The sequence below is a fragment of the Streptomyces sp. HUAS 31 genome (assembly GCF_028198125.1).
GTDB lineage: Bacteria > Actinomycetota > Actinomycetes > Streptomycetales > Streptomycetaceae > Streptomyces > Streptomyces chartreusis.
In genome coordinates, this window is the sequence record NZ_CP116353.1 from 8,934,849 (window position 1) to 8,958,783 (window position 23,935).

Genomic DNA, 23,935 nt, shown 5'->3' on the forward strand with positions numbered 1-23,935 from the left:
GATCATCGGATGAGTGCAGCGTAATAGGGCATGGCGGCTTGGGGGAGACCTCGTCACCCGTCGGTGAGCCGGGCTTCCGCCTCGCGCCAGCGCGCCGCGTCCCCGCGCGGCTCGTACCGGGTCAGCGGCTGGGTACGGGTGAGCAGGCGGCGCCCGTCGCGGAGGTCGCCGACCAGGCCGTGGGTCCGCGCCTGGACGAGGACGTTCCCGAGGGCGGCGGCCTCCGCCGGACCGGCCACCACCGGCAGCCCGCAGGCGTCGGCGGTCAGCTGGCACAGCAGGGCGTTGCGGGTGCCGCCGCCCACGACGTGCACGACGTCCACGGGACGGTCGGCGAGGCGCTGCGCCTCGTCGATCGCCCTGCGGTGGGCGAGGGCCAGCGAGTCGAGGATGCACCGCGTGACCTCGGCGGGCGAGACCGGCACCGGCTGCCCCGAGGCCCGGCACGCCTCGGCGATCCGCTCCGGCATCCGCCCCGGCGCCAGGAACGCCGCGTCCCCCGCGTCCACCACCGACCGCAGCGCCGGCACCTGGCCGGCCTCCAGCAGCAGCGCGCCCAACTCCGGCTCGCCCCAGGCCCGTACGCAATCCTGGAGCAGCCACAGCCCCATGATGTTCCGCAGATACCGGACCGTGCCGTCGAGCCCCAGCTCATTGGTGAAGTTGGCGGCGCGGCTCTCCTCGGTGAGCACCGGCGCGTCCAGTTCGAGCCCGGCCAGCGACCAGGTGCCGGTGCAGATGTACGCGAACCGCTCGCCGTCGGCCGGTACGGCTGCCACCGCGGAGGCGGTGTCGTGGGACCCGACCGCGGTCACCGGCACCGGCCCGGCGAGCCCGGTCTCCTCCAGCACCTCGGCACGCAACCGGCCCGCCGGATCACCGGGTTGCCTGAGCGGCGCGAACAGGTGCAGGTCGATGCCCAGACGGGAGGCGAGGTCGTACGACCAGTCGCGCGTGCGGGGATCGACGAGCTGGGTCGTGGAGGCGTTGGTGAGCTCGGTGCCCTGCTCGCCGGTGAGCCAGTACGTCAGGAGGTCGGGGATGAGCAGAAGCCGCTCGGCGCACGCCAGTTGGGCGGAGTGACGTGCCGCCGTCAACTGGTACAGCGTGTTGAAGGGGGCGTACTGCAACCCCGTCGCGGCATACAGCTCCTCCGCCGCAACGGTCGCCCACACCTTCTCGGCGACCCCCTCCGTCCGGGAGTCCCGGTAGTGCACGGGGTTCCCGAGCAGTACGCCGTCCGCGTCCAGCAGCCCGTAGTCCACGGCCCAGCTGTCGATGCCGACGGAGTCGACCTGCCCGGCCGCGCGCAGCCCGTCCAGCACCCCGGCGTACAGCCCGAGGACGTCCCAGCGCAGGCCCTCGGGCGTCCGCACGGGCCGGTTCGGGAACCGGTGCGCCTCGGTCAGCTCCAGGCTGTCGGGGCCGACGCGGCCGACCATGACACGTCCGCTGGACGCGCCGAGGTCGACCGCGGCGTACGACTTCACGCGGGCGCTCATCGCAGGAACGCGGCCGCGACGCCGGCGTCGACCGGGATGTGCAGCCCGGTGGTGTGCGTAAGGTCCCCGCCGGTGAGCGCGAAGACGGCGTTCGCGACATGCTCGGGCAGAACCTCGCGCTTGAGGATGGTCCGCCGGGCGTAGAACTCACCGAGCTTCGCCTCCTCGACCCCGTACACGGCGGCGCGCTGAGCACCCCACCCGCCGGCGAAGATCCCCGACCCGCGTACGACACCGTCCGGGTTGACCCCGTTGACGCGGATGCCGTGCTCGCCCAGCTCGGCGGCCAGCAGCCGCACCTGATGGGCCTGGTCGGCCTTGGTGGCGGAGTAGGCGATGTTGTTGGGCCCGGCGAAGACGGCGTTCTTGGAGGCGATGTAGACGATGTCGCCGCCCAGCCCCTGCGCGATCATCACCCGGGCCGCCTCGCGGGAGACGAGGAAGGAACCGCGGGCCATGATGTCGTGCTGAAGGTCCCAGTCCTTGGCGGAGGTCTCCAGCAGTGGCTTGGAGATGGAGATGCCGGCGTTGTTGACCACCAGGTCCACACCGCCGAAGGCGAGCACGGCTTCCTGGAAGGCGCCGGCGATCTGTTCCTCGGAGGTGACGTCCACGGTCACGGCGACGGCCTTGTCGGGCCCGCCGAGCTCCTCGGCGACGGCGGCGGCGTTCCCGGCGTCGAGATCGGCGACGACCACACACGCGCCCTCGGCGACCAGCCGCCGCGCGATGGCCTTCCCGATCCCGCTGCCCGCGCCGGTCACCAGCGCGACCCGAGTCGCCAGCGGCCTGGGCTTCGGCATCCGCTGAAGCTTGGCCTCCTCCAGCGCCCAGTACTCGATCCGGAACTTCTCGGACTCCTCGATGGGCGCGTAGGTGGAGACGGCCTCGGCGCCCCGCATCACATTGATGGCGTTGACGTAGAACTCACCGGCCACCCGGGCGGTCTGCTTGTCCTTGCCGAAGCTGAACAGGCCGACACCCGGGACGAGGACGATTGCCGGGTCGGCGCCGCGCATCGCGGGGGAGTCGGGCAGGGCGTGCCGCCGGTAGTAGGCGGCGTACTCCTCGCGGTACTCGGCGTGCAGCTCCTTCAGCCGTGCGACGGCCTCGTCGAGAGGCGCGGTGGGCGGCAGGTCGAGGACGAGCGGGCGCACCTTGGTCCGCAGGAAGTGGTCCGGGCAGGAGGTCCCGAGCGCGGCGAGCCGTGGGTGCTCGGCCCGGGCCAGGAACTCCAGGACGGCGTCGGAGTCGTCGAAGTGCCCGACCTGGGCCCTGTCCTGGGAGGCGATGGCGCGGACGTACGGCGCGAGGGCCGCGGCCCGCTCACGGCGCCGAGGAGTTTCGAGCGCGCCGTACCCCTCGACGACGGCCCCGAAGGGCTCGCTCTTGCCGCGCTCCTCCAGGAACTTCTCGGCGGTCCGGATGATGTGCAGCGAGTTGCGTTCGCACTCCTCGGAGGTGTCGCCCCAGGCGGTGATCCCGTGCCCGCCGAGCACACACCCGACGGCCTGCGGGTTGGCGGCCTTCACGGCGGCGATGTCCAGCCCCAGCTGGAACCCGGGCCGCCGCCACGGCACCCACACCGCGGTGTCCCCGAAGCACTCGGCGGTCAGCTTCTCCCCGTCGGCGGCACAGGCCAGCGCGATGCCCGAGTCCGGGTGCAGATGATCGACGTGCGCCGCCTCCACGAGCCCGTGCATGGCGGTGTCGATGGACGGCGCCGCCCCGCCCTTCCCGTGCAGGCAGTAGTCGAAGGCGGCGACCATCTCGTCCTCGCGCTCGACGCCGGGGTAGACGTCCACGAGCGCCCGCATACGGTCCAGCCGCAACACGGCCAGCCCCGCCTCGGTGAGCGTGCCGAGATCACCACCGGACCCCTTGACCCACATCAGCTCCACATCACCTCCGGTGACGGGATCGACGGAGACGCCCTTGGCGGACGCGTTGCCACCGGCGTAGTTGGTGTTGCGGGGATCGGAGCCGAGCCGATGGGACCGGGCGAGGAGGGCGTCGGCTTCGGGATGGGGAGACATGAGTATTGAGTCCTATCTGACAGGGGGTGCGGATACGCCCTCAGGGGCGCGGGGAACTGCGCGACCAGCCACATACGGCCCGCAGTCCGCCGACAACGGAAGACGGCAGACGCTCACGCCCCCCAGCCGGCCTGCTGCCCACCGACTCGCTCGGCGACGATCTTCTCGGCCCACCCCGACCGGCGGTACGCAGCCATCGGGTCGGCGGCGAGGCCCATCTCTTCCCGCACACCGGCCAGCAACGGCCGTACATCCGTGTTGTACGCATCCATCAGCACGGCATTGGCCTCGAGCACATCCCCGCCGGCCTGCGCCGCAGCCAACGCGGACCCATCGACCAGCAATGCCTTCGCCGTGGCCTCCTGCACATTCATCACCGACCGGATGATCGCCGGGATCTTCGCCTCGATGTTGTGGCACTGGTCGAGCATGAAGGCCACGTCCGACGTGAACCCACCCCCACGCACGACCTCGTACATGATCCGGAACAGCTGGAAGGGATCGGCCGCGCCCACCATCAGGTCGTCGTCCGCGTAGAACCGCGAGTTGAAGTCGAACCCCCCGAGCTTCCCCTCCCGCAGCAGCGTGGCGACGATGAACTCGATGTTGGTGCCGGGCGCGTGATGCCCGGTGTCGACCACGACCTGCGCCTTCGGCCCGAGCTTCAGGCAGTGCGCGTACGCCGTCCCCCAGTCCGGCACGTCCGTCGCGTAGAAGGCCGGCTCGAAGAACTTGTACTCCAGCAGCATCCGCTGCCCGTCCCCGAGCCGCTCGTACACCTCGGCCAGCCCTTCGGCCAGCCGGTCCTGACGTCCCCGGATGTCGTCCTGTCCGGGATAGTTCGTGCCGTCCGCGAACCACAGCTTCAGATCCCGTGAGCCCGTCGCGTCCATGATGTCGACGCACTCCAGCAGATGATCGACGGCCTTGCGCCGCACCGCCGCGTCCGGATGGCAGATGCTGCCCAGCTTGTAGTCGTCGTCCTGGAAGGTGTTGGAGTTGATCGCGCCCAGCCGCACCCCATGCTCCTCGGCGTGCTTGGCCAGCGCCGCGTAGTCGTCGACCCTGTCCCAGGGGATGTGCAGGGCGACGGTCGGCGCGACGCCGGTGAACTCGTGCACCTTCGCGGCGTCGTCCAGCTTCTCCCGAGGCGTCCGGGGCACGCCCTGCTGCGTGAACACCTTGAACCGCGTCCCCGAGTTCCCGTACGCCCACGACGGCGTTTCGACGGCCTGGGTCTTGAGTGCGGCCTTCACCGCGGCGAGCTCGGTCACTTCAGGGCTCCTGTGACGTCGGGACGGAAGCGTCGGACGGCGGACTTTTGAAACGCTTCACTGTGAAACGATTCAAGACGGGAACGTATGGGCCCCCCGAAGGGGTGTCAAGCCCCGTGGCCTAGGCCGTTTCTCGTGACTCGGCCGTGACCTAGCTTCATCGAAACTTTTTCGACACGGACCCATTGACGGGACATGCGCTCCGTGCCTAACGTCCCGGCAACCAAGTTGAAACCTTTCACGACGTCGAGAGGCCCGTCCCGCCGGCGTCGTCGAGGAGCCCCCATGACCCACCCGTCCACCACGGGTCCGGCCCCGGTTCTGGCGCTCAGGGACATCTCCAAGTCCTTCGGCGCGGTCCGTGCCCTGCGGGACGTCTCCCTGGAGCTGTTCCCCGGAGAGGTGCACGCCCTCGCCGGGGAGAACGGCGCGGGCAAGTCGACCCTGATCAAGACGCTCGCCGGCGTGCACCGGCCCGACGCGGGCCAGGTGCTGCTCGACGGCGAGCCCGTCGTCTTCCACGGCCCCGGCGACGCCCGCGACGCCGGCATCGCCGTGATCTACCAGGAGCCGACCCTCTTCCCCGACCTTTCGATCGCCGAGAACATCTTCATGGGCCGCCAACCGCGACGCGCCCTCGGCCGCATCGACCACAAGGCCACGCACACGGCGACCCTGGCCCTGATGCGGCGCCTCGGCGTCGAACTCGACCCCGACCGGCCCGCGCGCGGCCTGTCCATCGCCGACCAGCAGATCGTCGAGATCGCCAAGGCGCTCTCCTTCGACGCCCGCGTCCTGATCATGGACGAGCCGACCGCCGCCCTCACCGGCAGCGAGGTCGCGCGCCTCTTCGGAGTCGTGCGCACCCTGCGCGAACAGGGCGCCGCCGTCCTGTTCATCTCCCACCGGCTGGAGGAGATCTTCCAGATCTGCCGGCAGGTGACGACCCTGCGCGACGGCGCCTGGATCGCCAGTGAGCCGGTGGAGGGCATGACCGAGGACGACCTCGTGCGCCGGATGGTCGGCCGAGACCTAGACGAGCTGTATCCCAAGCAGGATGTGAAGCCGGGGGAGATCGCCCTGAGCGTGCGCCGGCTGACCCGGGAGGGCGTCTTCACCGACGTCTCCTTCGACGTGCGGCGCGGTGAGATCGTCGGCCTCGCCGGACTCGTCGGCGCGGGCCGTACCGAAGTCGCGCGCGCCGTGTTCGGCATCGACCGCTGGGACGCCGGCGAGGTGTCCGTCGGCGGCAAGGCACTCACCAACGGCGCCCCCTCCACGGCCATGGCCTCCGGTCTCGCACTGGTCCCCGAGGACCGGCGCGCCCAGGGTCTGGTGATGGACATGTCCATCGAGCGCAACATCGGCCTCACCGGACTGCGTACGACCGTCAGGGCGGGGCTGATGGACCGCGGCGCCGAACGCAGCCGCTCCCTCGACTGGGCCGTCAAGCTCCAGGTCAAGTACGCGCGGATCGCCGACACGGTCAACACCCTGTCCGGCGGCAACCAGCAGAAGGTCGTCCTCGCCAAGTGGCTCGCCACCGGCCCCAAGGTGCTCATCGTCGACGAACCCACCCGGGGCATCGACGTCGGCACCAAGGCCGAAGTGCACCGGCTGCTCGGCGAGTTGGCCGCCGACGGGGTGGCCGTCCTGATGATCTCCTCCGACCTGCCCGAGATCCTCGGCATGGCCGACCGTGTGCTCGTGATGCACGAGGGCCGCCTGACCGCAGAGATCCCGCGCTCCGAAGCAACCGAGGAAACCCTGATGGCCGCAGCCACCGGGAGGGCCGCCGCATGACGGTCACCACTCCCCAAGAGGCTCCCGCGACCGACGTGGCCAAGTCCAGCGGCACCCGCCTGGTCGACCGCGTCTTCAAGATGCGCGAACTCGCCATCCTGGCCGTCTTCGTGGTGATGATCGTCGTCACCCAGCTGGGCAACAGCGAGTTCCTCACCGAGCAGGGCATCAAGGACCTGCTGCTGAACGCGACGATCCTCGTCCTGGTCGCCACGGGCCAGTCCCTGGTGGTGATCACACGGAACGTCGACCTGTCGGTCGGCTCCACGCTCGGCATCAGCGCCTTCGCCGCCGGTACGTTCCTCCAGGGCGGCGGGAACCCGGTCCTGGCCGTGCTCCTGGCGGTCCTGATGGGCATCGGCTTCGGCCTGCTGAACGGCCTGCTCGTCAGCCTCGGCCAGGTCCCCGCGCTCGTGGTCACCCTCGGCACGCTCTACATCATCCGCGGCATCGACTCCATCTGGGTCGGCTCCCGCCAGATCACCGCGGCCGATCTCCCCGACGGCTTCGTCGACTTCGGCTCCGGCGGCATCTCCGCCGTGCCGTGGCTGGCACTCATCGCGTTCGTGGTCCTCGTGATCACCGCGTACCACCTCAAGCACTACGGCAGCGGCCGCGAGCTGTACGCCCTCGGCTCCAACCCGGAGGCCGCCCGCCTCGCCGGCATCCCGGTGCGCAAGCGGATCCTCGCCGCGTACACCTTCTGCGGCGGGCTCGCCGGACTCGCGGGCGCGCTGTACCTGGCCCGGTTCGGCAACGTCGACTCCGGCACCGGCAACGGCTACGAACTCACCGTCGTCAGCGCGGTCGTGGTCGGCGGCGTCGTCTTCACCGGCGGCTCCGGCAGCGTCTACGGCGCCGCCCTCGGCGCGCTGCTGCTGACCTCCATCAACAGCGTGCTGCCCGCCCTCGGCGTCAGCTCCGTCTGGGTGCTCGCCATCAACGGCATCCTGCTCATCCTCGCCATCGCGGTCGACCGGATCGTCGCCCTGCGGGTGGCCACCGCCCTGAAGAAGAGGAACGCCCGCCATGGCTGACTTCTCGCTCGCGCGCGCCGTTCGCTGGGACACGGTCGTCGGCGCCCTGCTCGTCGTCGTGCTCCTGCTGTCCTTCACTACGGTCGACGGCTTCGGCAACGCCCTGAACCTGTCGTTCCTGATCGGCAACACGCTGCCCATCGCGCTGATCGCCCTGCCGATGACCCTGCTCGTGGTCTCGGGCGAGATCGATCTGTCGGTGGCGTCGACGGCGGGCCTCTCGGGCGCGGTGATGGGCGCGCTGTGGAACCAGGGCATGACGATCGAGACGATCATCCCGATCTGCCTGCTGCTGGGCGTGGTGTGCGGACTGATCAACGGGCTGCTGGTGACCAGGCTGGGGCTGCCGTCCCTCGCCGTCACCATCGGCACCCTCGCCGCCTACCGCGGCATCGCTCAGATCGTGCTCGGGTCCGACGCGGTGACCGACTTCCCCACCCAGTACCTGGACTTCGCGGCCGGACGCATCGGCGACACCTTCGTCCCGTACGCCCTCCTGCCCTTCCTGGTCCTGCTCGCCATCGCCGTGGTCGCGCTGCACGCCACGCCGTTCGGGCGGTCGCTGTTCGCGATCGGGGCGAGCGAGGAGGCGGCGCGGTTCGCCGGGATCAGGGTCAAGCGGCAGAAGCTGATCCTGTTCACGGTGACGGGGCTGATGGCGTCGCTCACCGGGATCTTCTGGGCGCTGCACTACGCGAGCGCCCGCTATGACAACGCCACGGGTCTTGAACTCTCCGTCGTCGCCGCGGTGTTGCTCGGGGGCATCGACTTCGACGGGGGCAAGGGAACGTTGGGCGGTGCCATCGCCGGGGTGTTTCTGCTGGGGGCGCTGCAGAACGTGATGAGCCTTCAGGACGTTTCGGCGCAGTCGCAAATCGTGGTCACGGGTGTCCTGCTCGTGCTTTCCGTCCTCGGGCCGCGGGTGGCTCGGCAAATCGCCGTCGTGCGGGCTCAGTCATCCGGCTGAAGGCCGTACGTGGTTGATCGCGCCCACGCGGCGGAGCCGCACATCGAATACGGCCCCGCGCCCCCAACAGCATCCACTCACCTCTGTCAGAAGGAACCGTCATGCGTAAGTCATCCCTCCGGCGTGTCTGTGTGACCCTCGCCGCCGTCACCTCCCTCGCTCTCGCGGCCACCGCCTGCGGCGGTACCACCAAGGAGGACGTCAAGGACGAAGGGGCCTCCGCGGCCACCGCCGGCAAGGCCGATCCGAATGCCGAGCTGAAGAAGGGGCTGACCGTCGGGTTCCTGCCCAAGCAGGTCAACAACCCCTACTTCACCTCCGCCGACAAGGGCGGCGAGGCGGCCCTGAAGGAGCTGGGCTCCAGCTACAAGGAGGTCGGGCCGAGCAGCGCCACCGACACGGCCGGGCAGGTGAGTTACGTCAACACGCTCACCCAGCAGCAGGTCGACGCGATGGCCGTGTCCGCGCAGGACCCGGGCGCCCTGTGCACCGCGCTCAAGCAGGCCATGAAGAACGGCATCAAGGTCGTCACCTACGACTCCGACACCACCGCCGGCTGCCGCAACGCCTTCGTCTCGCAGGCCTCCGCCGAGGACCTGGGCCGCACCGAGGTGCAGTTGCTCGCCGAGCAGCTGGACTACAAGGGCGAGATCGCGATCCTGTCCGCCGCGCAGACCGCGACGAACCAGAACACCTGGATCGACTTCATGAAGGACGAGCTCAAGGACCCCAAGTACAAGGACATGAAGCTCGTCAAGGTCGCCTACGGCGACGACGACGCCCAGAAGTCCTTCCAGCAGACCCAGGGCCTGCTCCAGGAATACCCGAACCTGAAGGGGATCATCTCCCCGACCACGGTCGGCATCAAGGCCGCCGCCCAGTACCTGTCGGGCTCCAAGTACAAGGGCAAGGTCAAGCTGACCGGCCTCGGCACCCCCAACGACATGCGCAAGTACGTCAAGAACGGCACCGTCGAGGCGTTCGAGCTGTGGGACCCGGCGAAGCTCGGCGAGCTGGCCGCCCGTACCGCCGTGGCGCTGGTCTCCGGGCAGATCACCGGCAAGGAGGGCGAGACCTTCAAGGCCGGCGACATGGGCGACTACACCATCGGCAAGGACGGCGTGATCAGCCTCGGCAAGCCGACCGTCTTCGACGCCAAGAACATCGACCAGTTCAACTTCTGACACCCGGAGGGTTGTTGATGCAGCGCGTGTGCTTCCTGCTGAAGGTCAGGGCGGACCGCCTCGACGAGTACCGCGAACGGCACACGGCCGTGTGGCCCGAGATGCTTCAAGCGCTCTCGGCCACCGGCTGGCGGAACTACTCGCTCTTCCTGCGTGACGACGGCCTGCTCGTCGGCTACCTGGAGACCGAGGACTTCGCCGCCGCCGTGGCCGGCATGGAAGCCACCGACGTCAACGCCCGCTGGCAGGCGGACATGGCGCCGTTCTTCGAGTCACTGGACGGCGCCCGGCCCGACGAGGCCATGAAGCCCCTCACGGAAGTGTTCCACCTCGCCTGACCCCCCACCCCCACCCCCACCCCCCGCACGACCCCGCCTCGCACCTCGCCGACCCTGGAGTCCCCCGAGATGAAGAGACGTACCCTGCTGGGCGCCGCACTCGCCGGAGCCGTCGTGACCCCCGCCCTCGCCTCCGGCACCGCCCGCGCCGCCGACCCCGGCCCGTCCCTCACCCTGACGGGCACCACCACCCTCGACACCCAGGCCATCTACTTCGTGTCGTACGACGGCCTGGTCAACAACAACGCCTTCCAGAAGAACGGCCTGCTGACCCACAAGGGCTATCAGTACGCCGCCTGGTACACCGCCGACCGGGGCGCCGTCGTCGGCCGCCGCGCACTCGGGGCGAGCACCTGGTCCACCCTCAAGGTCGGCCACAGCCTGCGCTACGACGACTCCCACAACGTCATATCGATGGGAATCTCCAAGGTCGACGGCCGCCTCCACCTCAACATGGACTCGCACAGCGACGGCTTCACCTACGTCAAGTCGGTCGCCGGACTGGTCGACAACCCGGCCGGCCTGAGCTGGACCGCGAGCCGCTTCGGCGCGCCCCAGTCGACGCTCGACGGTCTCGCCCTCACCTCGCAGTTCACCTACCCGCAGTTCGTCTCCACCCCCGAGGGCAGGCTCCAGCTCAGCTACCGCGTCGCCGTCTCCGGCAACGGCCGCAACGCCCTCGCCGAGTACGACGGTTCGGCCTGGAGCAATCTGGGGGAGTGGAGCAGCTCCACCGGCACCTACACCAGCGAGCACGGCTCTTCCACCGCCCGCAACATGTACCTGCACGGCATCGACTACGACCGGGCCGGACGCCTGCACTCCTTCTTCACCTGGCGCGAGCAGAACGGCGCCGTGATGTGCTCCGGCGGCGGCATCACCAACCACGACACCGGCTACGTCTACTCCGACGACCGCGGCCGCACCTGGCGCAACGACGCGGGCACCGTCGTCGGCACCACCGGCGGCTCCGACAAGGTCGCCGTCACCGACAGCGGACTCGTGATCGACCCGCTCAACCCCGACCACTCCCTGATGAACCAGGAGAGCCAGTTCACCGACTCCGCCGGCCTGCCGCACGCGATCATCAGCTACGTCCCCGGCCGGTTCGGGCAGTGCACCACCAACTACGTCGCCGACCGCACCGCGAACGGCCGCGCCTTCCACGTGCGCAGGAACGCCTCGGGCACCTGGCGGAAGACCGAGATCCCGGTCCCGCTGAACTCCAGCCAGCGCACCAAGCTGATCCTGGACAAGTACGACAACGCGTACGCGATCTTCCCGTTCTGCCGGATCGCCGGAGCCTCCAAGGCCTCCGGGTACACGGACTGGACCATCCTGTACGACGGCGTCGGCGCCGGGCTGAACGCCTTCGGCGAGGTCGTCGTCGACGAGACCCGCGTCGCGCAGGACAACTTCCTGTCGATCACGTACCAGGAGAAGTCCAGCGGTACGACGCCCTCGGCCCTGCGTAACCTCAACTTCCGCCTGCCTGCCTGATCGCAGCCGTTGTGGGCGGCTTGACGGTAATGTTCCTTCGCGCCGCTCCCACGCACCACAAGTCTTTCTGGAGGTCCCTGCCCGATGGCCCAGTCGGTGGGTATCAAGGACGTCGCCCGCGCCGCCGGAGTCTCCGTCGGCACGGTCTCGAACGTCATCAACCGTCCGGACACGGTCGCGACCGAGACCCGGGCGCGGGTGCAGTCCGCGATAGACCGGCTGGGCTACGTCCGCAGCGAGTCCGCACGCCAGCTGCGCGCGGGCCGCAGCCGGATCATGGGCCTGCTCGTCCTCGACATGGGCAACCCCTTCTTCGTCGACGTGGCGCGCGGCGCCGAGCGCACCGCACGGGACGCCGGGCTCGGCGTGATGGTCTGCAACAGCGCCCAGAGCGCGAGCGAGGAGGCCGACTACCTGTCGCTCTTCGCCGAGCAGCGGGTGCGGGGCGTGCTGCTCACCCCGGCCGACGCCACCGGCCGCAACATCGAGACCTTCCGCCGGCACAACATCCCCTTCGTCCTCGTCGACCGCGTCGCCGAGGGCACCACCGAGTGCTCGGTCTCCGTCGACGACGTCGCGGGCGGCGCCCTCGCCGTACGCCATCTCGTCGACGCCGGGCACCGCTCCATCGCCTACGTCAGCGGCCCGCCCGGCCTCAACCAGGTCCGCGACCGCCGCACCGGCGCCCTGAACGCGCTCCGGGAGGCCGGCCTCGGCCCCGAGAACCTGCGCGAGCTGCCCACCGAGCGGCTCGACGTCGCCGCCGGCCGGGACGCCGGCGCCCGCCTGCTCGGCCTCGCCGAGCGCCCCACCGCCGTCTTCTGCGCCAACGACCTGCTCGCCCTCGGCGTGCTCCAGGCCATGTACGCGGCGGGTGTCGGAGTCCCCGACGACCTGGCCATCGTCGGCTACGACGACATCGAGTTCGCGGCCGCCGCGGCCGTCCCGCTGACCTCCGTACGGCAGCCCGCGGTCACCATGGGCACCCTCGCGGCGGAGATGCTGCTGGAGGAGACGGAGGAGGAGACCGGGGCGAAGAAGCACGAGCACCGGCGGGTCGTACTCCAGCCGGAGCTGGTGGTCAGGCGGTCCAGTCTCTCGGCCCGCTGATCGGCCATTCAGTACGATTTCATGATCCCGGGGCTCGGTCGGCGCAGGAACATGTGCTGAACTGGGACGCGGCCCGAAAACCCTCCGTCCCGGGAGCACCGTTGACCGTCAGCTACCGCCAGCCCGGCGTCGTCCTCACCGACCGCCGCTTCACCGTGCCCCTCGACCACGCCGACCCGGCGGGGGAGACGATCGAGCTCTACGCCCGTGAGGTCGTCGCCGGCGACAAGGCGCACCAGGAGCAGCCGTGGCTGGTCTACCTCCAGGGCGGCCCCGGCTTCGGGGCGAACCGTTTCGTCGGCAAGGGGGCCTGGCTCGGCCGGGCGCTGAAGGAGTTCCGCGTCCTGCTGCTGGACCAGCGCGGCACCGGCCACTCCACGCCCGCCAACCGCCAGACGCTCCCGCTGCGCGGCGGCCCCGCCGAACAGGCCGACTACCTCACGCACTTCCGCGCCGACTCGATCGTCCGCGACTGCGAGCTGATCCGCCGGGAGGTGACCGGCGGCGCCCCCTGGACGGTCCTCGGCCAGAGCTTCGGCGGCTTCTGCACGGTCAACTACCTGTCCACCGCCCCCGAGGGCCTGACCGCCGCCGTGATCACCGGCGGCCTGCCCTCCCTGGACGCGCACGCCGACGACGTCTACCGGGCGGCCTTCCCGCGCATCGAGCGCAAGGTCGCCGCGCACTACGCCCGCTACCCGCAGGACGTCGAGCGCGCCCGCCGGATCGCCGACCACCTCCTGGCGAACGACGTGGTCCTGCCGAACGGCTACCGCTTCACCGCCGAGGCCTTCCAGTCCCTCGGCATCCTGCTCGGCGGCGGCGAGGGCAGCCACCGCCTGCACTACCTGCTGGAGCACGCCTTCGTCCGCACTCCGCAGGGCATCGCCCTCTCGGACGCCTTCCAGGAAGAGGCGCAGAACCTGCTGTCGTACGCGGGCCACCCGCTGTACGCCCTCGTCCACGAGGCGATCTACGGCCAGGACGACCGGCCCACCGCCTGGTCCGCGGAGCGGGTGCGCGCCGAGTTCCCGCAGTTCGACGCGGCCAAGACGCTCGCCGGGGACGGCCCGCTGCTGTTCACCGGCGAGTCGATCCACCCCTGGATGTTCGACAGCGACCCGGCGCTGCGCCCACTGCGCGAGGCCGCCGAACTCCTCGCCGCCCGCACCGACTGGACGCCCCTGTACGACTCCGCGCGCCTGGCCGCCAACGAGGTGCCGGTCGCGGCGGCCGTCTACCACGACGACATGTACGTCGACACCGCCCACTCCCTGGCCACCGCCCGTGCCGTGCGGGGCCTGCGGACCTGGGTCACCGACGAGTTCGAGCACGACGGCGTCAGGGCCGGGGGCCCCCGCGTCCTGGACCGGCTGCTCGCCCTCACCCGTGACGAAGCGTGATGTCGGTGTGACGCGTTAGGGTGCGGGCATGACCGAGCCGACGATCACTCAGCTCCAAGCCATGCCCGACGACTGGCAGCGCGCGCTCGCCGTCGTCGCGCACCCGGACGACCTCGAGTACGGCTGCTCGGCGGCGATCGCCGCCTGGACCGACGCAGGCCGCGAGGTCGCCTATGTCCTGGCGACCCGCGGCGAGGCCGGCATCGACACCCTGGACCCCGAGAAGTGCGCCCCGCTGCGCGAGCGCGAGCAGCGGGCCAGCGCGGCCCGAGTCGGCGTGACGACGGTGGAGTTCCTCGACCACAAGGACGGCGTGATCGAGTACGGCACCGCCCTGCGCCGCGACATCTCCGCCGCGATCCGCCGGCACCGGCCCGAGCTGGTGATCACGCTCAACCACCGGGACACCTGGGGCGGCGTCGCCTGGAACACGCCGGACCATGTGGCCGTCGGCCGGGCCACGCTGGACGCTGCGGGGGACGCGGGCAACCGCTGGATCTTCCCGGAGCTGATCGAGCAGGGCCTTCAGCCGTGGAACGGCGTCCGCTGGGTCGCGGTGGCGGGCTCCAGCACCCCCACCCACGCGGTGGACGCGACTGCGGGACTGGAGCGAGCGGTGCACTCCTTGCTCGAACACCGCACCTACATCGAGGTGTTGACCGACGAGGACCCCGAGACGTATGTCCGCGGCTTCCTCACCGAGAACGCCCGGACGACGGGGGAGCGGTTCGGCGGCAGGCCGGCCGTCGCGTTCGAGCTGTTCGGCCGGTAGTTCGGACCGGCGACGCGGGAGACGGGGGCACGGTGAACGACACGAACGGCACGCGCGACACCGAGTTGCTGGCGGTGCGCTTCGAGGAGCATCGCGGCCACCTCAAGGCGGTCGCCTACCGCATGCTCGGCTCGCTCGCCGAGGCGGAGGACGCCGTCCAGGAGGCATGGCTGAAGCTGAGCCGCACGGACGCGGACACCATCGACAACCTCGGCGGCTGGCTGACCACGGTGGTCGGCCGGGTCTGTCTGGACCTGCTCCGCTCCCGGACGCGACGCCATGAGGAGCCCCTGGACGACACCTTCGTACCGGACCCCGTGATCCGTCCCCTGACACAGATCGATCCGGAACAGGAGGTGCTCCAGGCCGACTCGGTGGGCCTGGCCCTGCTCGTGGTGCTGGAGACGCTGGAGCCGGCCGAGCGGATCGCGTTCGTCCTGCACGACATGTTCGCGGTGCCCTTCGACGACATCGCGCCGATCGTGGAGCGCTCCTCGGCCGCCACCCGGCAGCTCGCGAGCCGTGCCCGGCGCCGGGTGAAGGGCGCCACGCCGTCGAGCGAGCCCGACCTCGGGCGGCAGCGGCAGGTCCTCGACGCCTTCATGGCCGCCGCACGCGCGGGGGACTTCGAGGCACTGCTCGCGGTCCTCGACCCCGAGGTGGTGCTGCGCGCCGACTCCGGACCGCTGGTGCGGGGCGCGGCGGCGTCCAAGCTGGTGCGCGGTGCCAAGCCGGTGGCCGAACAGGCGCTGCTGTTCGCGCAGTTGGCACAGTACGCGCAGTTGGTGCTGGTCAACGGGGAGATCGGGGTGCTGCACGCGCCGGCGGGACAGCCGCAGTCGGTCATGGGCGTCATCGTCGCCGACGGGCGGATCACCCACATGTACATCCTCGCGGACCCCGAGCGGCTCGCTGGGCTCGGCCTGGCGGACCTCGGAGGCTGAGTCAGGCCGCCACGGCCAGCGTCCCGACCGTGCGGCGCGGGCCGACCACCCGCCCGTCGGGCAGGAGCTCACCGGTGTCGTCGAACACGATGGTGCCGTTGCACAGCAGGCTCCAGCCCTGTTCGGGGTGGGCCGAGACGATCACGGCGGCGTGCGGGTCGGGGCTGTCGGCGGTGGGGCACGGGGGCTGGTGGCTGCACATGACGTCTCCTCGGAATCCTCGATGCGGCGGTTCTGCTCCTGCTTTCGTCGGCTCCGGTACCAGTGGTAGCCGAACTTGTTTTCCGTTGTATGAGAGGACCCCCACACCGCCGGAGACTCATCGGTGAGTTCCGGTGCCGGGCCGGACATTAGGCTGGTGACATGCAAGATCACCCCGGCGACCTCGTCGACCTGCACGCAGACTGCGCGAACTGCTTCGGGCTGTGCTGTGTCGCGCTGCCCTTCACCGCCTCGGCGGACTTCGCGCTCGACAAGGACGCCGGCACCCCCTGCCGGAACCTCCAGGAGGACCACCGCTGCGGCATCCACGCCCGGCTCCGGCAGAGCGGCTTCTCCGGTTGCACGGTCTACGACTGCTTCGGCGCCGGGCAGAAGGTCTCGCAGGTCACCTTCGCCGGGAAGGACTGGCGTGCCGCCTCCCGCGAGCACGCCCGGCGGATGTTCGACGTCTTCCCGGTCGTCCGCCAGCTCCACGAGCTGCTCTGGTACCTGACCGAGGCACTCACCCTGCCCGCGGCCCGTCCCGTCCACGCCGAGCTGCGCGAACTCCTGGACGAGACGGACGCCCTCACCCGCCGGACCGCGGAGGAACTCGCCTCGCTGGACGTGGCCGCGCACCGGCAGAAGGTCAACGTCCTGCTGCTGCGGACCAGCGAGCTGGCGCGGGCGGGGGTGCGGGGCCGTAAGAAGGAACGCCGGGGCGCGGACCTGATGGGCGCCCGCCTCAGGGGCGCCGATCTGCGGGGCGCGAACCTGCGTGGTGCCTACCTCATCGCGGCCGACCTGACCGGCGCCGATCTGCGCGGGGCGGACCTCATCGGCGCCGACCTGCGAGACACCGACCTCACGGACGCCGATCTGACCGGCGCGTTCTTCCTGACCCAGCCCCAGCTGAACGCGGCCCGGGGCAACGCGTGCACCCGGCTGCCCGCCTCAGTCGGCCGTCCCGCGCACTGGACAGCCGAGCGCTGACGGAGCGTCCTCCTCGACCGGGGGCGGCACGGCCGCGCCGGGCACGGGCACGGCGGCCCGCCGCTCCAGGTTCAGCCGCAGCCCCTCCGGCATCAGCGTCAGCCGTTCCGTCACCCGCAGCCGATACGCCGGATCGCTCGTGAACTCGTAGCGGCGCAGCAGCAGCCCCAGCACCAACGTGGCCTCGTGCAGCGCGAACTGGCGCCCGATGCACGCCCGCGCACCTGTGCCGAACGGCTTGAAGGTGTGCGGTGCCCGCGTCCGGACCGCCTTCGGATCGAAGCGGTCCGGGTCGAACCGCTCGGCGTCCGCGCCCCAGACCTCCGGGTCACGGTGCAGCATCGCCGTGAGCACCAGTGCCCAGGCGCCCCGCTGCATCGGATGCACCCCGCCGAGCACGGTGTCCTCGCGGGCCTCCCGGGCGAAGGCGGGCGCAGTCGGCCACAGCCGCAGCGCCTCGTCCAGCACCCGGCGCACATAGCGCAGCCGCGCCACCTGGTCGTAGCCGGGCGTCGCCGTCGGGCCCCAGACGCGGTCGACCTCGGCGCGGGCGCGGGCCGCGACGTCCGGGTGGCGGGAGAGGTAGTGCAGGGCGAAGGAGAGCGCGCCCGAGGTGGTCTCGTGGCCGGCCACCAGGAAGGTGATCACCTGCCGGCGGACGTTCTCCGCGGAGAGGCGCTCGCCGGTCTCCGGGTGCGAGGTCCCGAGCATGCGGTCGAGCAGGTCCCCGTCCCCGGGCCCGTCGGCGATCCGGGCGCGGACCAGGTCGTCGACTGTGTCGTTGAGATGGGCGATGTCGGCCTCGTTGCGGCGCGCGGCCCGCCGCAGCAGGAACGGCCACGGCACGGTGTTGAGCCGCTGGGCGTAGCTGAGCGTGCCGACCATCGCCGTCACGAAGGGGTGCGGGCGGGAGCGTTCGAAGGAGCCGAAGTCGTGCCCGAACCCGGTACGGGCGATGGTCTCCAGGGTCAGCTTGGTCATGTCGCCGGGCACGTCCACCGACCGGCCCGCCGTGAGCGCGCGGTCCCAGTGGTCCGTGAGCCGCTCGGCGACGGCCAGCATCATCGGGTGGTAGCCGGCCATGGCCTCCCGGCTGAACCCGGGTGCCAGGACGTCGTGCGCCAACTGCCAGTTCGGCTCGTGGTTGTACGCCGTGAACAGGCCGTCGCCGGCGACCGGACGGAGGTTGGCGACACCGAGCCCGACATGCTTGGCGAAGCGCGCCTCGTCCGCCATGTCGGCCGCGAGTTCCGAGCCCCAGACGAAGACGAACTCCCGGTCGAACGCCCGGCGTCGGAAGATGGGGCCCAGCTCGCGGGCGAAGCGCAGGGAGTCCTGGAGTGGCGTACGCCTGCTCGCGCCCAGCACGTCGCCGAGCAGCGGGAGCCGGTGCGGGGGATGGGGTATGCGGAACAGCTCCGGCCAGCCCTGCTCGGCGCTGCGGAACCCTTTCGGAAGTCCGGTCCCGGTCGTCGTCTCCGCCATGACGCGATCTCCCTCGATCCGCTGACACCTTGCGACGCGGCGCTCGTTGTACGTGGGTTCAATAACGCGGTTCAGTCTGATCCCGCTATTGAATCCACGTCAAGTAAAGTGCGGGCATGGCCGCGAACCAGGGTGAGCGCACACGACGCCGGCTCAGCACCGAGGAGCGTCGTGAGCAGCTTCTCGCGGTCGGGGCACGGCTGTTCTCGGAGAGTCCGTACGACGAGGTGTGGATCGAGCAGGTCGCCGAGATCGCCGGAGTCTCACGCGGGCTGCTCTACCACTACTTCCCGACCAAGCGGGACTTCTTCGCGGCCGTCGTCGAGCGCGAGAGCGCGCGCATGCTGCGGATGACGGCCGCGGTGCCCGGAATCCCGGTGCGCGAACAGCTCGGCGCAGGCCTCGACACGTTCCTGGAGTACGTCGAGGCCCACGCCCATGGCTACCGCGCCTTCCATCGTGCCGACGCGGCCGGGGACCAGGCCGTGCGCAAGGTCTACCAACGGGCCCTGGCCGCGCAGGAGAAGCAGATCCTCGCGGCGATGGCGGCCGACCCCGAGTTCGGTCCGGTCTGCGCGCGGCGCCCCGACGTCCCGCTCGCCGTGCGGGGCTGGCTGGCGTTCACCACCGCGGTCTGTCTGGAGTGGCTGCGCGGCGCCGACCTCTCCCGGGACCAGGTGCGCGACCTGTGCACCCGCGCCCTGCTGGGCGTCATCGCCCCCTGATCGCCCCACACCTCGGCAAAGGCATCGCACAGGATCGGCGGTGCCGGTTGGCCTGCGGCCCGATCTTCGATAGGTTAGGCAAGCCTTACCTTAGGAGGAACGGGATGGGTGACAGTCAAACCTGGACGGCCGCGCCTTCCGCGGCGGAACGAGCCCGGTCGGTACTGGCCGGCGCGTGGTCCTGCGGGGTGACCGCGGAGAGCTGCCGCGAGGAGCTCGTCGGCGCGCACACCGTGACCGACGACGGCCGTGTCCTGCTGGAGGTGCCGGAGGACAGTGTGCTCGTCACCGCCGCGATCTGCGCGCCGCGCGGCGAGCCCTCCGCCGTCCTGGAGTTCGCCGACGTCGCCCCCGTGCCCGTCCGCAAACGGATCCGCTCCCGGCTCTGGCTGTCCGGCTGGTTCACCCCCGAGGACGGGAAACTCGCCTTCCGGGCGACGCGCGTCGTCCTGCGGCTGCCGTCCGGGCCATTCGTCGTCGACCTGGAGGAGTTCGCCGCCGCGGCGCCCGACCCGCTGGCCACCGCCGAGGCCCGGCTGCTCACCCATCTCGCCGACTGCCACCCGGACGCCGTCGAGCGGCTGACCCGTCTCGTCGACTCCGACAGCCTGCACGGCGCCGTCCGCGTCCAGCCGCTCGCCGTCGACCGGCACGGAGTCACCCTGCGCATCGAGCGCGCCCGCTCCCACGGCGACGTACGACTGCCGTTCCACCGGCCCGCCGACGACGTCGCCCAGCTCACCGAGCGCATGCACGTCCTGCTCTCCCAGGCCGCCGCGGCCTCCTGCCCCCGCGCCCTACAGCGGCAGCGCACAGACGGCGACGGGTGACGCGAACGGCTCGCCCGCGAGCCGCAGTTCACCGCTCGTCCCGTCGACGTGGAAGACGCTGACGGTGCTCGACCGCTGGTTCGCGGCGAACAGCAGCGCGCCGTCCGGCGACAGGGCGATCTGCCGCGGGAAGTCCCCGGACACCGGCACCGTGTCGAGCAGCCTGAGCCGGGCGCCCTTCGCCTCCACCGCGTAGCGGGCGAGGCTGTTGTGGCCTCGGTTGGCGAGATAGGCGAACCGGCCGTTCGGCGTCACCACGATCTGGGCCGGATAGCTGGTGCCCGAACCGGTGCCCGTCTCCTGCTCCGCGCCGACGGTCAGCCGGCCCGAGGACGGGTCGTACCCGCAGACCGCGACGCTGTTGTCGACCTCGTTGGCCAGATAGGCGTAGCGGCCGCCCGGGTGGAAGGTGAGATGTCGCGGGCCCGCGCCCGGCTTCGTCCGAGCCCGGGAGACCTCGCCGAGCGTGCCCGCCTTCTCGTCGAGGCGATAGGTGTAGACGGTGTCCGTGCCGAGGTCGACGGCGAGCACATGGCGGCCGTCCGGGCTGGTGACGAACTGGTGGGCGTGCGGGCCGTCCTGGCCGGGACCGGGCGCCGGACTGGAGTGCGTGACCAGGTCGGTGCGCTCGCCGAGCGCGCCCGAGGCCTCGATCGGGTGCACCGCGACGCTGCCCGAGCCGTAGTTGGCGCTCAGCAGCCAGCGTCCGCCGGGATGCACCGACAGATGACAGGGCGCCGAGCCGCCGGTGCCGCGACTGCCGAGAACCTCGCGGTCGGCGACCCGGACGGCGGTCACGGCGCCGTCCTCGCGCTCGTTCACCGCGTACAGGGTCCGCCCGTTCGGGTGCAGCGCCAGATACGACGGGTCGGCGACGCCGTCGATCGTCCCGGTGCCCGTGACGGCACCCGTGGCCGGGTCGTACGTCGCGAGGCCGATGCCCTTGCCGCCGCCCTCGGTGGAGGTGTAGGTGCCGAGGTAGAGCGGGCGCGGGCCGGACGGACCGCGGCTCTCGGACTGGGCGCTCGGACGGGTGCCGGGGCCGGACGTCCCGGAGGTCGCCGTGTCGGTGGTGTCCGCGGGAGCGGGTGCGTTGTCGCAGGCCGTGGCCGCCGGGAGGGTCACTCCGGCGGCCGACCCCGCGAGGGTCCCGACGAATCGGCGCCTGCTCAGCCCACCACTGCCCATGTCCACACCTCAGGTCGTCGGTCGTCGTGGTCGCGACAGCAACCTTGGCGTGGATCACCCGCCCAGCGCAAGAACAGCAACAGGTGTTGCATTCTGTGCAATGGCGGTGAAGTGATGGGCCGACGCGCTCCGGCTACCAGTCGCCGTCCTCCACCGGCTTGCCCTGTGCGTCCTTCAGCGGCACCACCTGGCCCGGCGTCGGCGCCTGCCAGGGCTCGTGGTCGTCACCGAGCCAGTCACCGACCGGCTGGACCCCACCCAGCGTGTCCGTCGGGGCGAGATCCCCGGCGTCCTCGTCGTAGTAGTCGAACCACGGCAGCCCCGCCCGCGTGTACGCCGCCCGGTCGACCGGCGACGGCGGGGGAGCCTCACCGGTGATCCGGCGCCACTCCGGGGGCGTCACCAGATGGACGAACACACGGCCGCCGGGCCGCTCGGACCAGTCCGACAGCGGACGGTCGTCCTCGTAGACCTCCTGGCGCATCGAACCGCCGACGCCAAGGCCCATCGCCGCCGCGGCCCGGGGCGCCCCGCCACCGGGAGCGGGGGCCGAACCGGGAGCGGGCGGTGCCGCCATCGGCATCGCGGCGCCGTAGCCCCCGAACTGCGGCATCGGGGGCGCCTGCGCGGCCCGGCGCCGCTGCTCCTCGCGCCAGGCCGCGAGCTTCGGCTCCTTCAGCGCGAAGGACTGAAGCTGCACACCGCCCCAGACCTCCTCGCCGGTCACCTGGCCCTCGACGGTCGCGCCGAGCCCCAGCGGCACCGCCACGAACTGGCGGACCGTGCCCTTGCCGGAGTTGATCCCGTCCAGCCAGGGCTGCCGGGGGAGTACGACGTAGTTCTGCGGCTTGCGGCCGAGCCGGTCGCTCCACGGCTTCCCCGAGACCGCGCACACCTTTCCCACCCCGACCTGGAGGGCGGCCGGCTCCGTGGTGCCGCCGAAGCTCAGCCACATCGCCTCGCGCAGATACACCGGGAGCATCACCCCGCCGCGCGCCCGCCACGCCTCCGGCACGGTGTCAGGGAAGTCCGCCACCCGCCGGACCGGGAACTCGCCGAGCCCCGGCGGCAGCGGATGAGTGCCCGACTCCGGCAGCCGCAACGTGCGGATGAACCGCACCGCCACGTCGCCCGGCAACCGCAGGGTGTTTCCGTCGATCCGCACGGTCGTGTCGGCCATGGGCCCGCTCCCTCGCTCCGGCGCCGGTCCGTCCCGGCGTCCCCCTAGCGAGAACGCCCGCCCATCCCGGTACGGTTCCGCCACAGCTGCTCCTGGACGCCCATGCGTTCACGCACCCGGGTCAGCCCCGGCACCCGCACGCGCTGCTCCTGCGACACCCGGTCCAGCTCCTCCAGCAGCCGGCGCGAGCGGTGCTCGGTGTCGAGCTCATCGAGCATGCGGTTCACCTCGGTCAGGACGGCGCCGAGCAGCTGCCAGCGCTCCGTCTCGCGGTCGGCCTCCTCGCGCAGCAGCAGGGCCAGCTTGTCGCGGGTGCCCGCCGCCGTGCGCAGCTCGGCCGACAACCGGGACTCCGCCGCGTCGGCGTTGCTGCTGACGTGCGTGGTGACCAGCACCGAGAAGCTGACCACCGCGTCCGCGATCTCGGACAGCAGCTGCTCCAGGACCGCGCCCGTCTCGTTCGCGAACAGCGGATCGGGTTCGCGGTCCTTGGCGAGGTCGGTGATGGTGCGCGCGAGCACCCGCAGGACGACCGTGCAGATCTCCAGCGTGTCGAGGCCGGTGCGCAGCACGACGCGGTGCAACAGGCTGTCCCGTACGCGGGGATTGAACCGCAGGCTGTCCTCGGCCTGCCGGAGGTCCGCGTCGACCTCGACGATGTCGTGGTCGAGCCGGCGAGCCTCGTGCAGCCGGGCCGCGGCCTGCTCGTAGGCCGGCCGGCCGGCGGCCTCCTCGCCGATGCGCAGCATCAACTGCCGCAGCCGGCGGGCCAGTGCCTCCATCGACTCCCCGGCCTCGTCCACCCACACCGGCGGCGCGAGCAGCAGGTTGAAGCCGAGCCCGACCACCGCGCCGATCAGCGTCTCCAGCACCCGCGCCCACGCCGTGTCCCCGACGGTCGTGACACCGAGGACCAGCATCGCGCTGATCGCCACTTCGGGCACGTACTCGTTCACCCGCACGAGATGCCCGACCGCCAGCGCGGCCACGATCAGCAGGCCCAGGCTCCACCAGGTCAGGCCGACCAGCAGGCTGAAGGCGATGGCCACCAGGACGCCGGCCACCACGGAGTTCACCCGGCGGATGCCGTTGGTGAGCGTGGCGTAGAAGGTGACCTGGACGACCAGCAGCGCGGTCAGGGGCGCGGTCAGCGGTGCCGCCTCGGGGCTCAGCCGCAGCGCGATGACGTAGGCGATCGTCGCAGCGGCCGCCGACCGCAGCGTCTGGACGACCACGGGATCACGGCCCAGCTTCGCCAGCCGCTCCCGGAAGGACGTGTCCTCACGTGCCACAAGCATCCTCGGGCTGTTCCCTTTCGCCGACGCGTCCCACACACCGCTTGCGGAACGTAACAGTCCGCAAGGAACCCCAGATTGATCGCCGTGGCCGTGTCACGGCAAGAGGCTGGGCCGGTGATCGTCGACACCCGTGCGGGGCCGGGCGGCCGACCGGGTCCGGGACTG

Annotated in this window: 21 protein-coding genes; 13 read left to right on the forward strand and 8 right to left on the reverse strand. The window is 71.2% G+C overall.

Annotated elements, in window-relative coordinates; genetic code table 11:
* Positions 1 to 53: 53 nt before the first annotated feature.
* The 3 genes from PGH47_RS38870 to rhaI all read right to left on the reverse strand — a co-directional run bounded on the left by PGH47_RS38870 (position 54) and on the right by rhaI (position 4,812).
* Positions 54 to 1,502, reverse strand: a complete 1,449-nt coding sequence (locus PGH47_RS38870) for a rhamnulokinase (RefSeq protein ID WP_271667365.1) — start codon at positions 1,500 to 1,502, stop codon at positions 54 to 56.
* On the reverse strand, positions 1,499 to 3,538 hold the full coding sequence (locus tag PGH47_RS38875; RefSeq protein WP_271667366.1) for a bifunctional aldolase/short-chain dehydrogenase: 2,040 nt from the start codon (positions 3,536 to 3,538) through the stop codon (positions 1,499 to 1,501). Before PGH47_RS38875 ends, PGH47_RS38870 begins: the two co-directional genes overlap by 4 nt.
* A gap of 113 nt (positions 3,539 to 3,651) precedes the next feature.
* Positions 3,652 to 4,812: an L-rhamnose isomerase gene (gene rhaI, locus PGH47_RS38880; protein ID WP_271667367.1), complete on the reverse strand. Its 1,161-nt coding sequence runs from the start codon at positions 4,810 to 4,812 to the stop codon at positions 3,652 to 3,654.
* A gap of 285 nt (positions 4,813 to 5,097) precedes the next feature.
* Here rhaI and PGH47_RS38885 point away from each other — a divergent pair, with 285 nt between their 5' ends.
* From PGH47_RS38885 to sigJ, 10 genes are all read left to right on the forward strand, one after another.
* Positions 5,098 to 6,615 (forward strand): sugar ABC transporter ATP-binding protein, encoded by a 1,518-nt coding sequence (locus PGH47_RS38885; protein WP_271667368.1) that lies wholly within the window; start codon positions 5,098 to 5,100, stop codon positions 6,613 to 6,615.
* Positions 6,612 to 7,652, forward strand: a complete 1,041-nt coding sequence (locus PGH47_RS38890) for an ABC transporter permease (protein ID WP_271667369.1) — start codon at positions 6,612 to 6,614, stop codon at positions 7,650 to 7,652. Before PGH47_RS38885 ends, PGH47_RS38890 begins: the two co-directional genes overlap by 4 nt.
* Complete coding sequence (locus PGH47_RS38895) at positions 7,645 to 8,619, forward strand: ABC transporter permease (RefSeq protein WP_093748241.1); 975 nt, start codon at positions 7,645 to 7,647, stop codon at positions 8,617 to 8,619. Before PGH47_RS38890 ends, PGH47_RS38895 begins: the two co-directional genes overlap by 8 nt.
* 101 nt (positions 8,620 to 8,720) lie before the next feature.
* Entirely contained in the window at positions 8,721 to 9,803 is a 1,083-nt protein-coding gene (gene rhaS, locus PGH47_RS38900; RefSeq protein WP_107906446.1) for a rhamnose ABC transporter substrate-binding protein, read from the forward strand.
* Positions 9,804 to 9,820: 17 nt separating this feature from the next.
* Positions 9,821 to 10,141, forward strand: coding sequence for an L-rhamnose mutarotase (locus tag PGH47_RS38905; protein ID WP_271667370.1), 321 nt, complete (start codon positions 9,821 to 9,823; stop codon positions 10,139 to 10,141).
* A 69-nt stretch (positions 10,142 to 10,210) separates the two neighbouring features.
* Positions 10,211 to 11,641 carry a BNR repeat-containing protein gene (locus tag PGH47_RS38910; protein WP_271667371.1) on the forward strand — a complete coding sequence of 477 codons (1,431 nt, stop codon included), beginning with the start codon at positions 10,211 to 10,213 and terminating at the stop codon, positions 11,639 to 11,641.
* 84 nt (positions 11,642 to 11,725) lie between these two features.
* On the forward strand, positions 11,726 to 12,751 hold the full coding sequence (locus PGH47_RS38915) for a LacI family DNA-binding transcriptional regulator (RefSeq protein WP_093748242.1): 1,026 nt from the start codon (positions 11,726 to 11,728) through the stop codon (positions 12,749 to 12,751).
* Positions 12,752 to 12,852: 101 nt separating this feature from the next.
* On the forward strand, positions 12,853 to 14,154 hold the full coding sequence (locus PGH47_RS38920; protein WP_271667372.1) for an alpha/beta fold hydrolase: 1,302 nt from the start codon (positions 12,853 to 12,855) through the stop codon (positions 14,152 to 14,154).
* Between the two features lie 28 nt (positions 14,155 to 14,182).
* The gene (locus tag PGH47_RS38925; RefSeq protein ID WP_271667373.1) at positions 14,183 to 14,926 is read left to right on the forward strand and encodes a PIG-L deacetylase family protein; all 744 of its coding nucleotides are present in this window, start codon (positions 14,183 to 14,185) and stop codon (positions 14,924 to 14,926) included.
* Positions 14,927 to 14,958: 32 nt separating this feature from the next.
* Positions 14,959 to 15,870: an RNA polymerase sigma factor SigJ gene (sigJ, locus tag PGH47_RS38930; RefSeq protein WP_271667374.1), complete on the forward strand. Its 912-nt coding sequence runs from the start codon at positions 14,959 to 14,961 to the stop codon at positions 15,868 to 15,870.
* Between the two features lies 1 nt (position 15,871).
* Here the strand turns inward: sigJ and PGH47_RS38935 are convergent, their stop codons facing one another.
* Positions 15,872 to 16,072 (reverse strand): DUF5999 family protein, encoded by a 201-nt coding sequence (locus PGH47_RS38935; RefSeq protein WP_271667375.1) that lies wholly within the window; start codon positions 16,070 to 16,072, stop codon positions 15,872 to 15,874.
* Positions 16,073 to 16,233: 161 nt separating this feature from the next.
* Here PGH47_RS38935 and PGH47_RS38940 point away from each other — a divergent pair, with 161 nt between their 5' ends.
* A complete protein-coding gene (locus PGH47_RS38940) occupies positions 16,234 to 17,064 on the forward strand; it encodes a pentapeptide repeat-containing protein (protein WP_271667376.1) in 831 nt (276 codons plus the stop codon).
* On the opposite strand, the gene PGH47_RS38945 is transcribed toward PGH47_RS38940, so the two are convergent.
* The gene (locus tag PGH47_RS38945; protein WP_271667377.1) at positions 17,026 to 18,549 is read right to left on the reverse strand and encodes a cytochrome P450; all 1,524 of its coding nucleotides are present in this window, start codon (positions 18,547 to 18,549) and stop codon (positions 17,026 to 17,028) included. The two genes, PGH47_RS38940 and PGH47_RS38945, sit on opposite strands and share 39 nt — an antisense overlap.
* A 116-nt stretch (positions 18,550 to 18,665) precedes the next feature.
* Between PGH47_RS38945 and PGH47_RS38950 the strand changes: the two genes are divergently transcribed.
* A complete protein-coding gene (locus PGH47_RS38950; protein ID WP_271667378.1) occupies positions 18,666 to 19,274 on the forward strand; it encodes a TetR/AcrR family transcriptional regulator in 609 nt (202 codons plus the stop codon).
* A 104-nt stretch (positions 19,275 to 19,378) separates the two neighbouring features.
* Entirely contained in the window at positions 19,379 to 20,104 is a 726-nt protein-coding gene (locus PGH47_RS38955) for a DUF2470 domain-containing protein (protein ID WP_271667379.1), read from the forward strand.
* Here PGH47_RS38955 and PGH47_RS38960 read toward each other — a convergent pair.
* The 3 genes from PGH47_RS38960 to PGH47_RS38970 form a co-directional block, all read right to left on the reverse strand.
* Positions 20,072 to 21,292: a lactonase family protein gene (locus tag PGH47_RS38960; protein ID WP_271667380.1), complete on the reverse strand. Its 1,221-nt coding sequence runs from the start codon at positions 21,290 to 21,292 to the stop codon at positions 20,072 to 20,074. The two genes, PGH47_RS38955 and PGH47_RS38960, sit on opposite strands and share 33 nt — an antisense overlap.
* Before the next feature lie 133 nt (positions 21,293 to 21,425).
* On the reverse strand, positions 21,426 to 22,472 hold the full coding sequence (locus PGH47_RS38965) for a hypothetical protein (protein ID WP_271667381.1): 1,047 nt from the start codon (positions 22,470 to 22,472) through the stop codon (positions 21,426 to 21,428).
* Positions 22,473 to 22,516: 44 nt separating this feature from the next.
* Entirely contained in the window at positions 22,517 to 23,770 is a 1,254-nt protein-coding gene (locus PGH47_RS38970; protein ID WP_271667382.1) for an aromatic acid exporter family protein, read from the reverse strand.
* Positions 23,771 to 23,935 lie beyond the last annotated feature (165 nt).

Bases quoted from the DNA above. Each gene is read 5' to 3' on its own strand.
- PGH47_RS38870 (WP_271667365.1), bottom strand. From the start codon at position 1,502: ATGAGCGCCCGCGTGAAGTCGTACGCCGCGGTCGACCTCGGCGCGTCC.
- PGH47_RS38875 (WP_271667366.1), bottom strand. From the start codon at position 3,538: ATGTCTCCCCATCCCGAAGCCGACGCCCTCCTCGCCCGGTCCCATCGG.
- PGH47_RS38885 (WP_271667368.1), top strand. From the start codon at position 5,098: ATGACCCACCCGTCCACCACGGGTCCGGCCCCGGTTCTGGCGCTCAGG.
- PGH47_RS38890 (WP_271667369.1), top strand. From the start codon at position 6,612: ATGACGGTCACCACTCCCCAAGAGGCTCCCGCGACCGACGTGGCCAAG.
- PGH47_RS38895 (WP_093748241.1), top strand. From the start codon at position 7,645: ATGGCTGACTTCTCGCTCGCGCGCGCCGTTCGCTGGGACACGGTCGTC.
- rhaS (WP_107906446.1), top strand. From the start codon at position 8,721: ATGCGTAAGTCATCCCTCCGGCGTGTCTGTGTGACCCTCGCCGCCGTC.
- PGH47_RS38905 (WP_271667370.1), top strand. From the start codon at position 9,821: ATGCAGCGCGTGTGCTTCCTGCTGAAGGTCAGGGCGGACCGCCTCGAC.
- PGH47_RS38910 (WP_271667371.1), top strand. From the start codon at position 10,211: ATGAAGAGACGTACCCTGCTGGGCGCCGCACTCGCCGGAGCCGTCGTG.
- PGH47_RS38915 (WP_093748242.1), top strand. From the start codon at position 11,726: ATGGCCCAGTCGGTGGGTATCAAGGACGTCGCCCGCGCCGCCGGAGTC.
- PGH47_RS38925 (WP_271667373.1), top strand. From the start codon at position 14,183: ATGACCGAGCCGACGATCACTCAGCTCCAAGCCATGCCCGACGACTGG.
- PGH47_RS38935 (WP_271667375.1), bottom strand. From the start codon at position 16,072: ATGTGCAGCCACCAGCCCCCGTGCCCCACCGCCGACAGCCCCGACCCG.
- PGH47_RS38940 (WP_271667376.1), top strand. From the start codon at position 16,234: ATGCAAGATCACCCCGGCGACCTCGTCGACCTGCACGCAGACTGCGCG.
- PGH47_RS38945 (WP_271667377.1), bottom strand. From the start codon at position 18,549: ATGGCGGAGACGACGACCGGGACCGGACTTCCGAAAGGGTTCCGCAGC.
- PGH47_RS38950 (WP_271667378.1), top strand. From the start codon at position 18,666: ATGGCCGCGAACCAGGGTGAGCGCACACGACGCCGGCTCAGCACCGAG.
- PGH47_RS38955 (WP_271667379.1), top strand. From the start codon at position 19,379: ATGGGTGACAGTCAAACCTGGACGGCCGCGCCTTCCGCGGCGGAACGA.
- PGH47_RS38960 (WP_271667380.1), bottom strand. From the start codon at position 21,292: ATGGGCAGTGGTGGGCTGAGCAGGCGCCGATTCGTCGGGACCCTCGCG.
- PGH47_RS38965 (WP_271667381.1), bottom strand. From the start codon at position 22,472: ATGGCCGACACGACCGTGCGGATCGACGGAAACACCCTGCGGTTGCCG.
- PGH47_RS38970 (WP_271667382.1), bottom strand. From the start codon at position 23,770: ATGCTTGTGGCACGTGAGGACACGTCCTTCCGGGAGCGGCTGGCGAAG.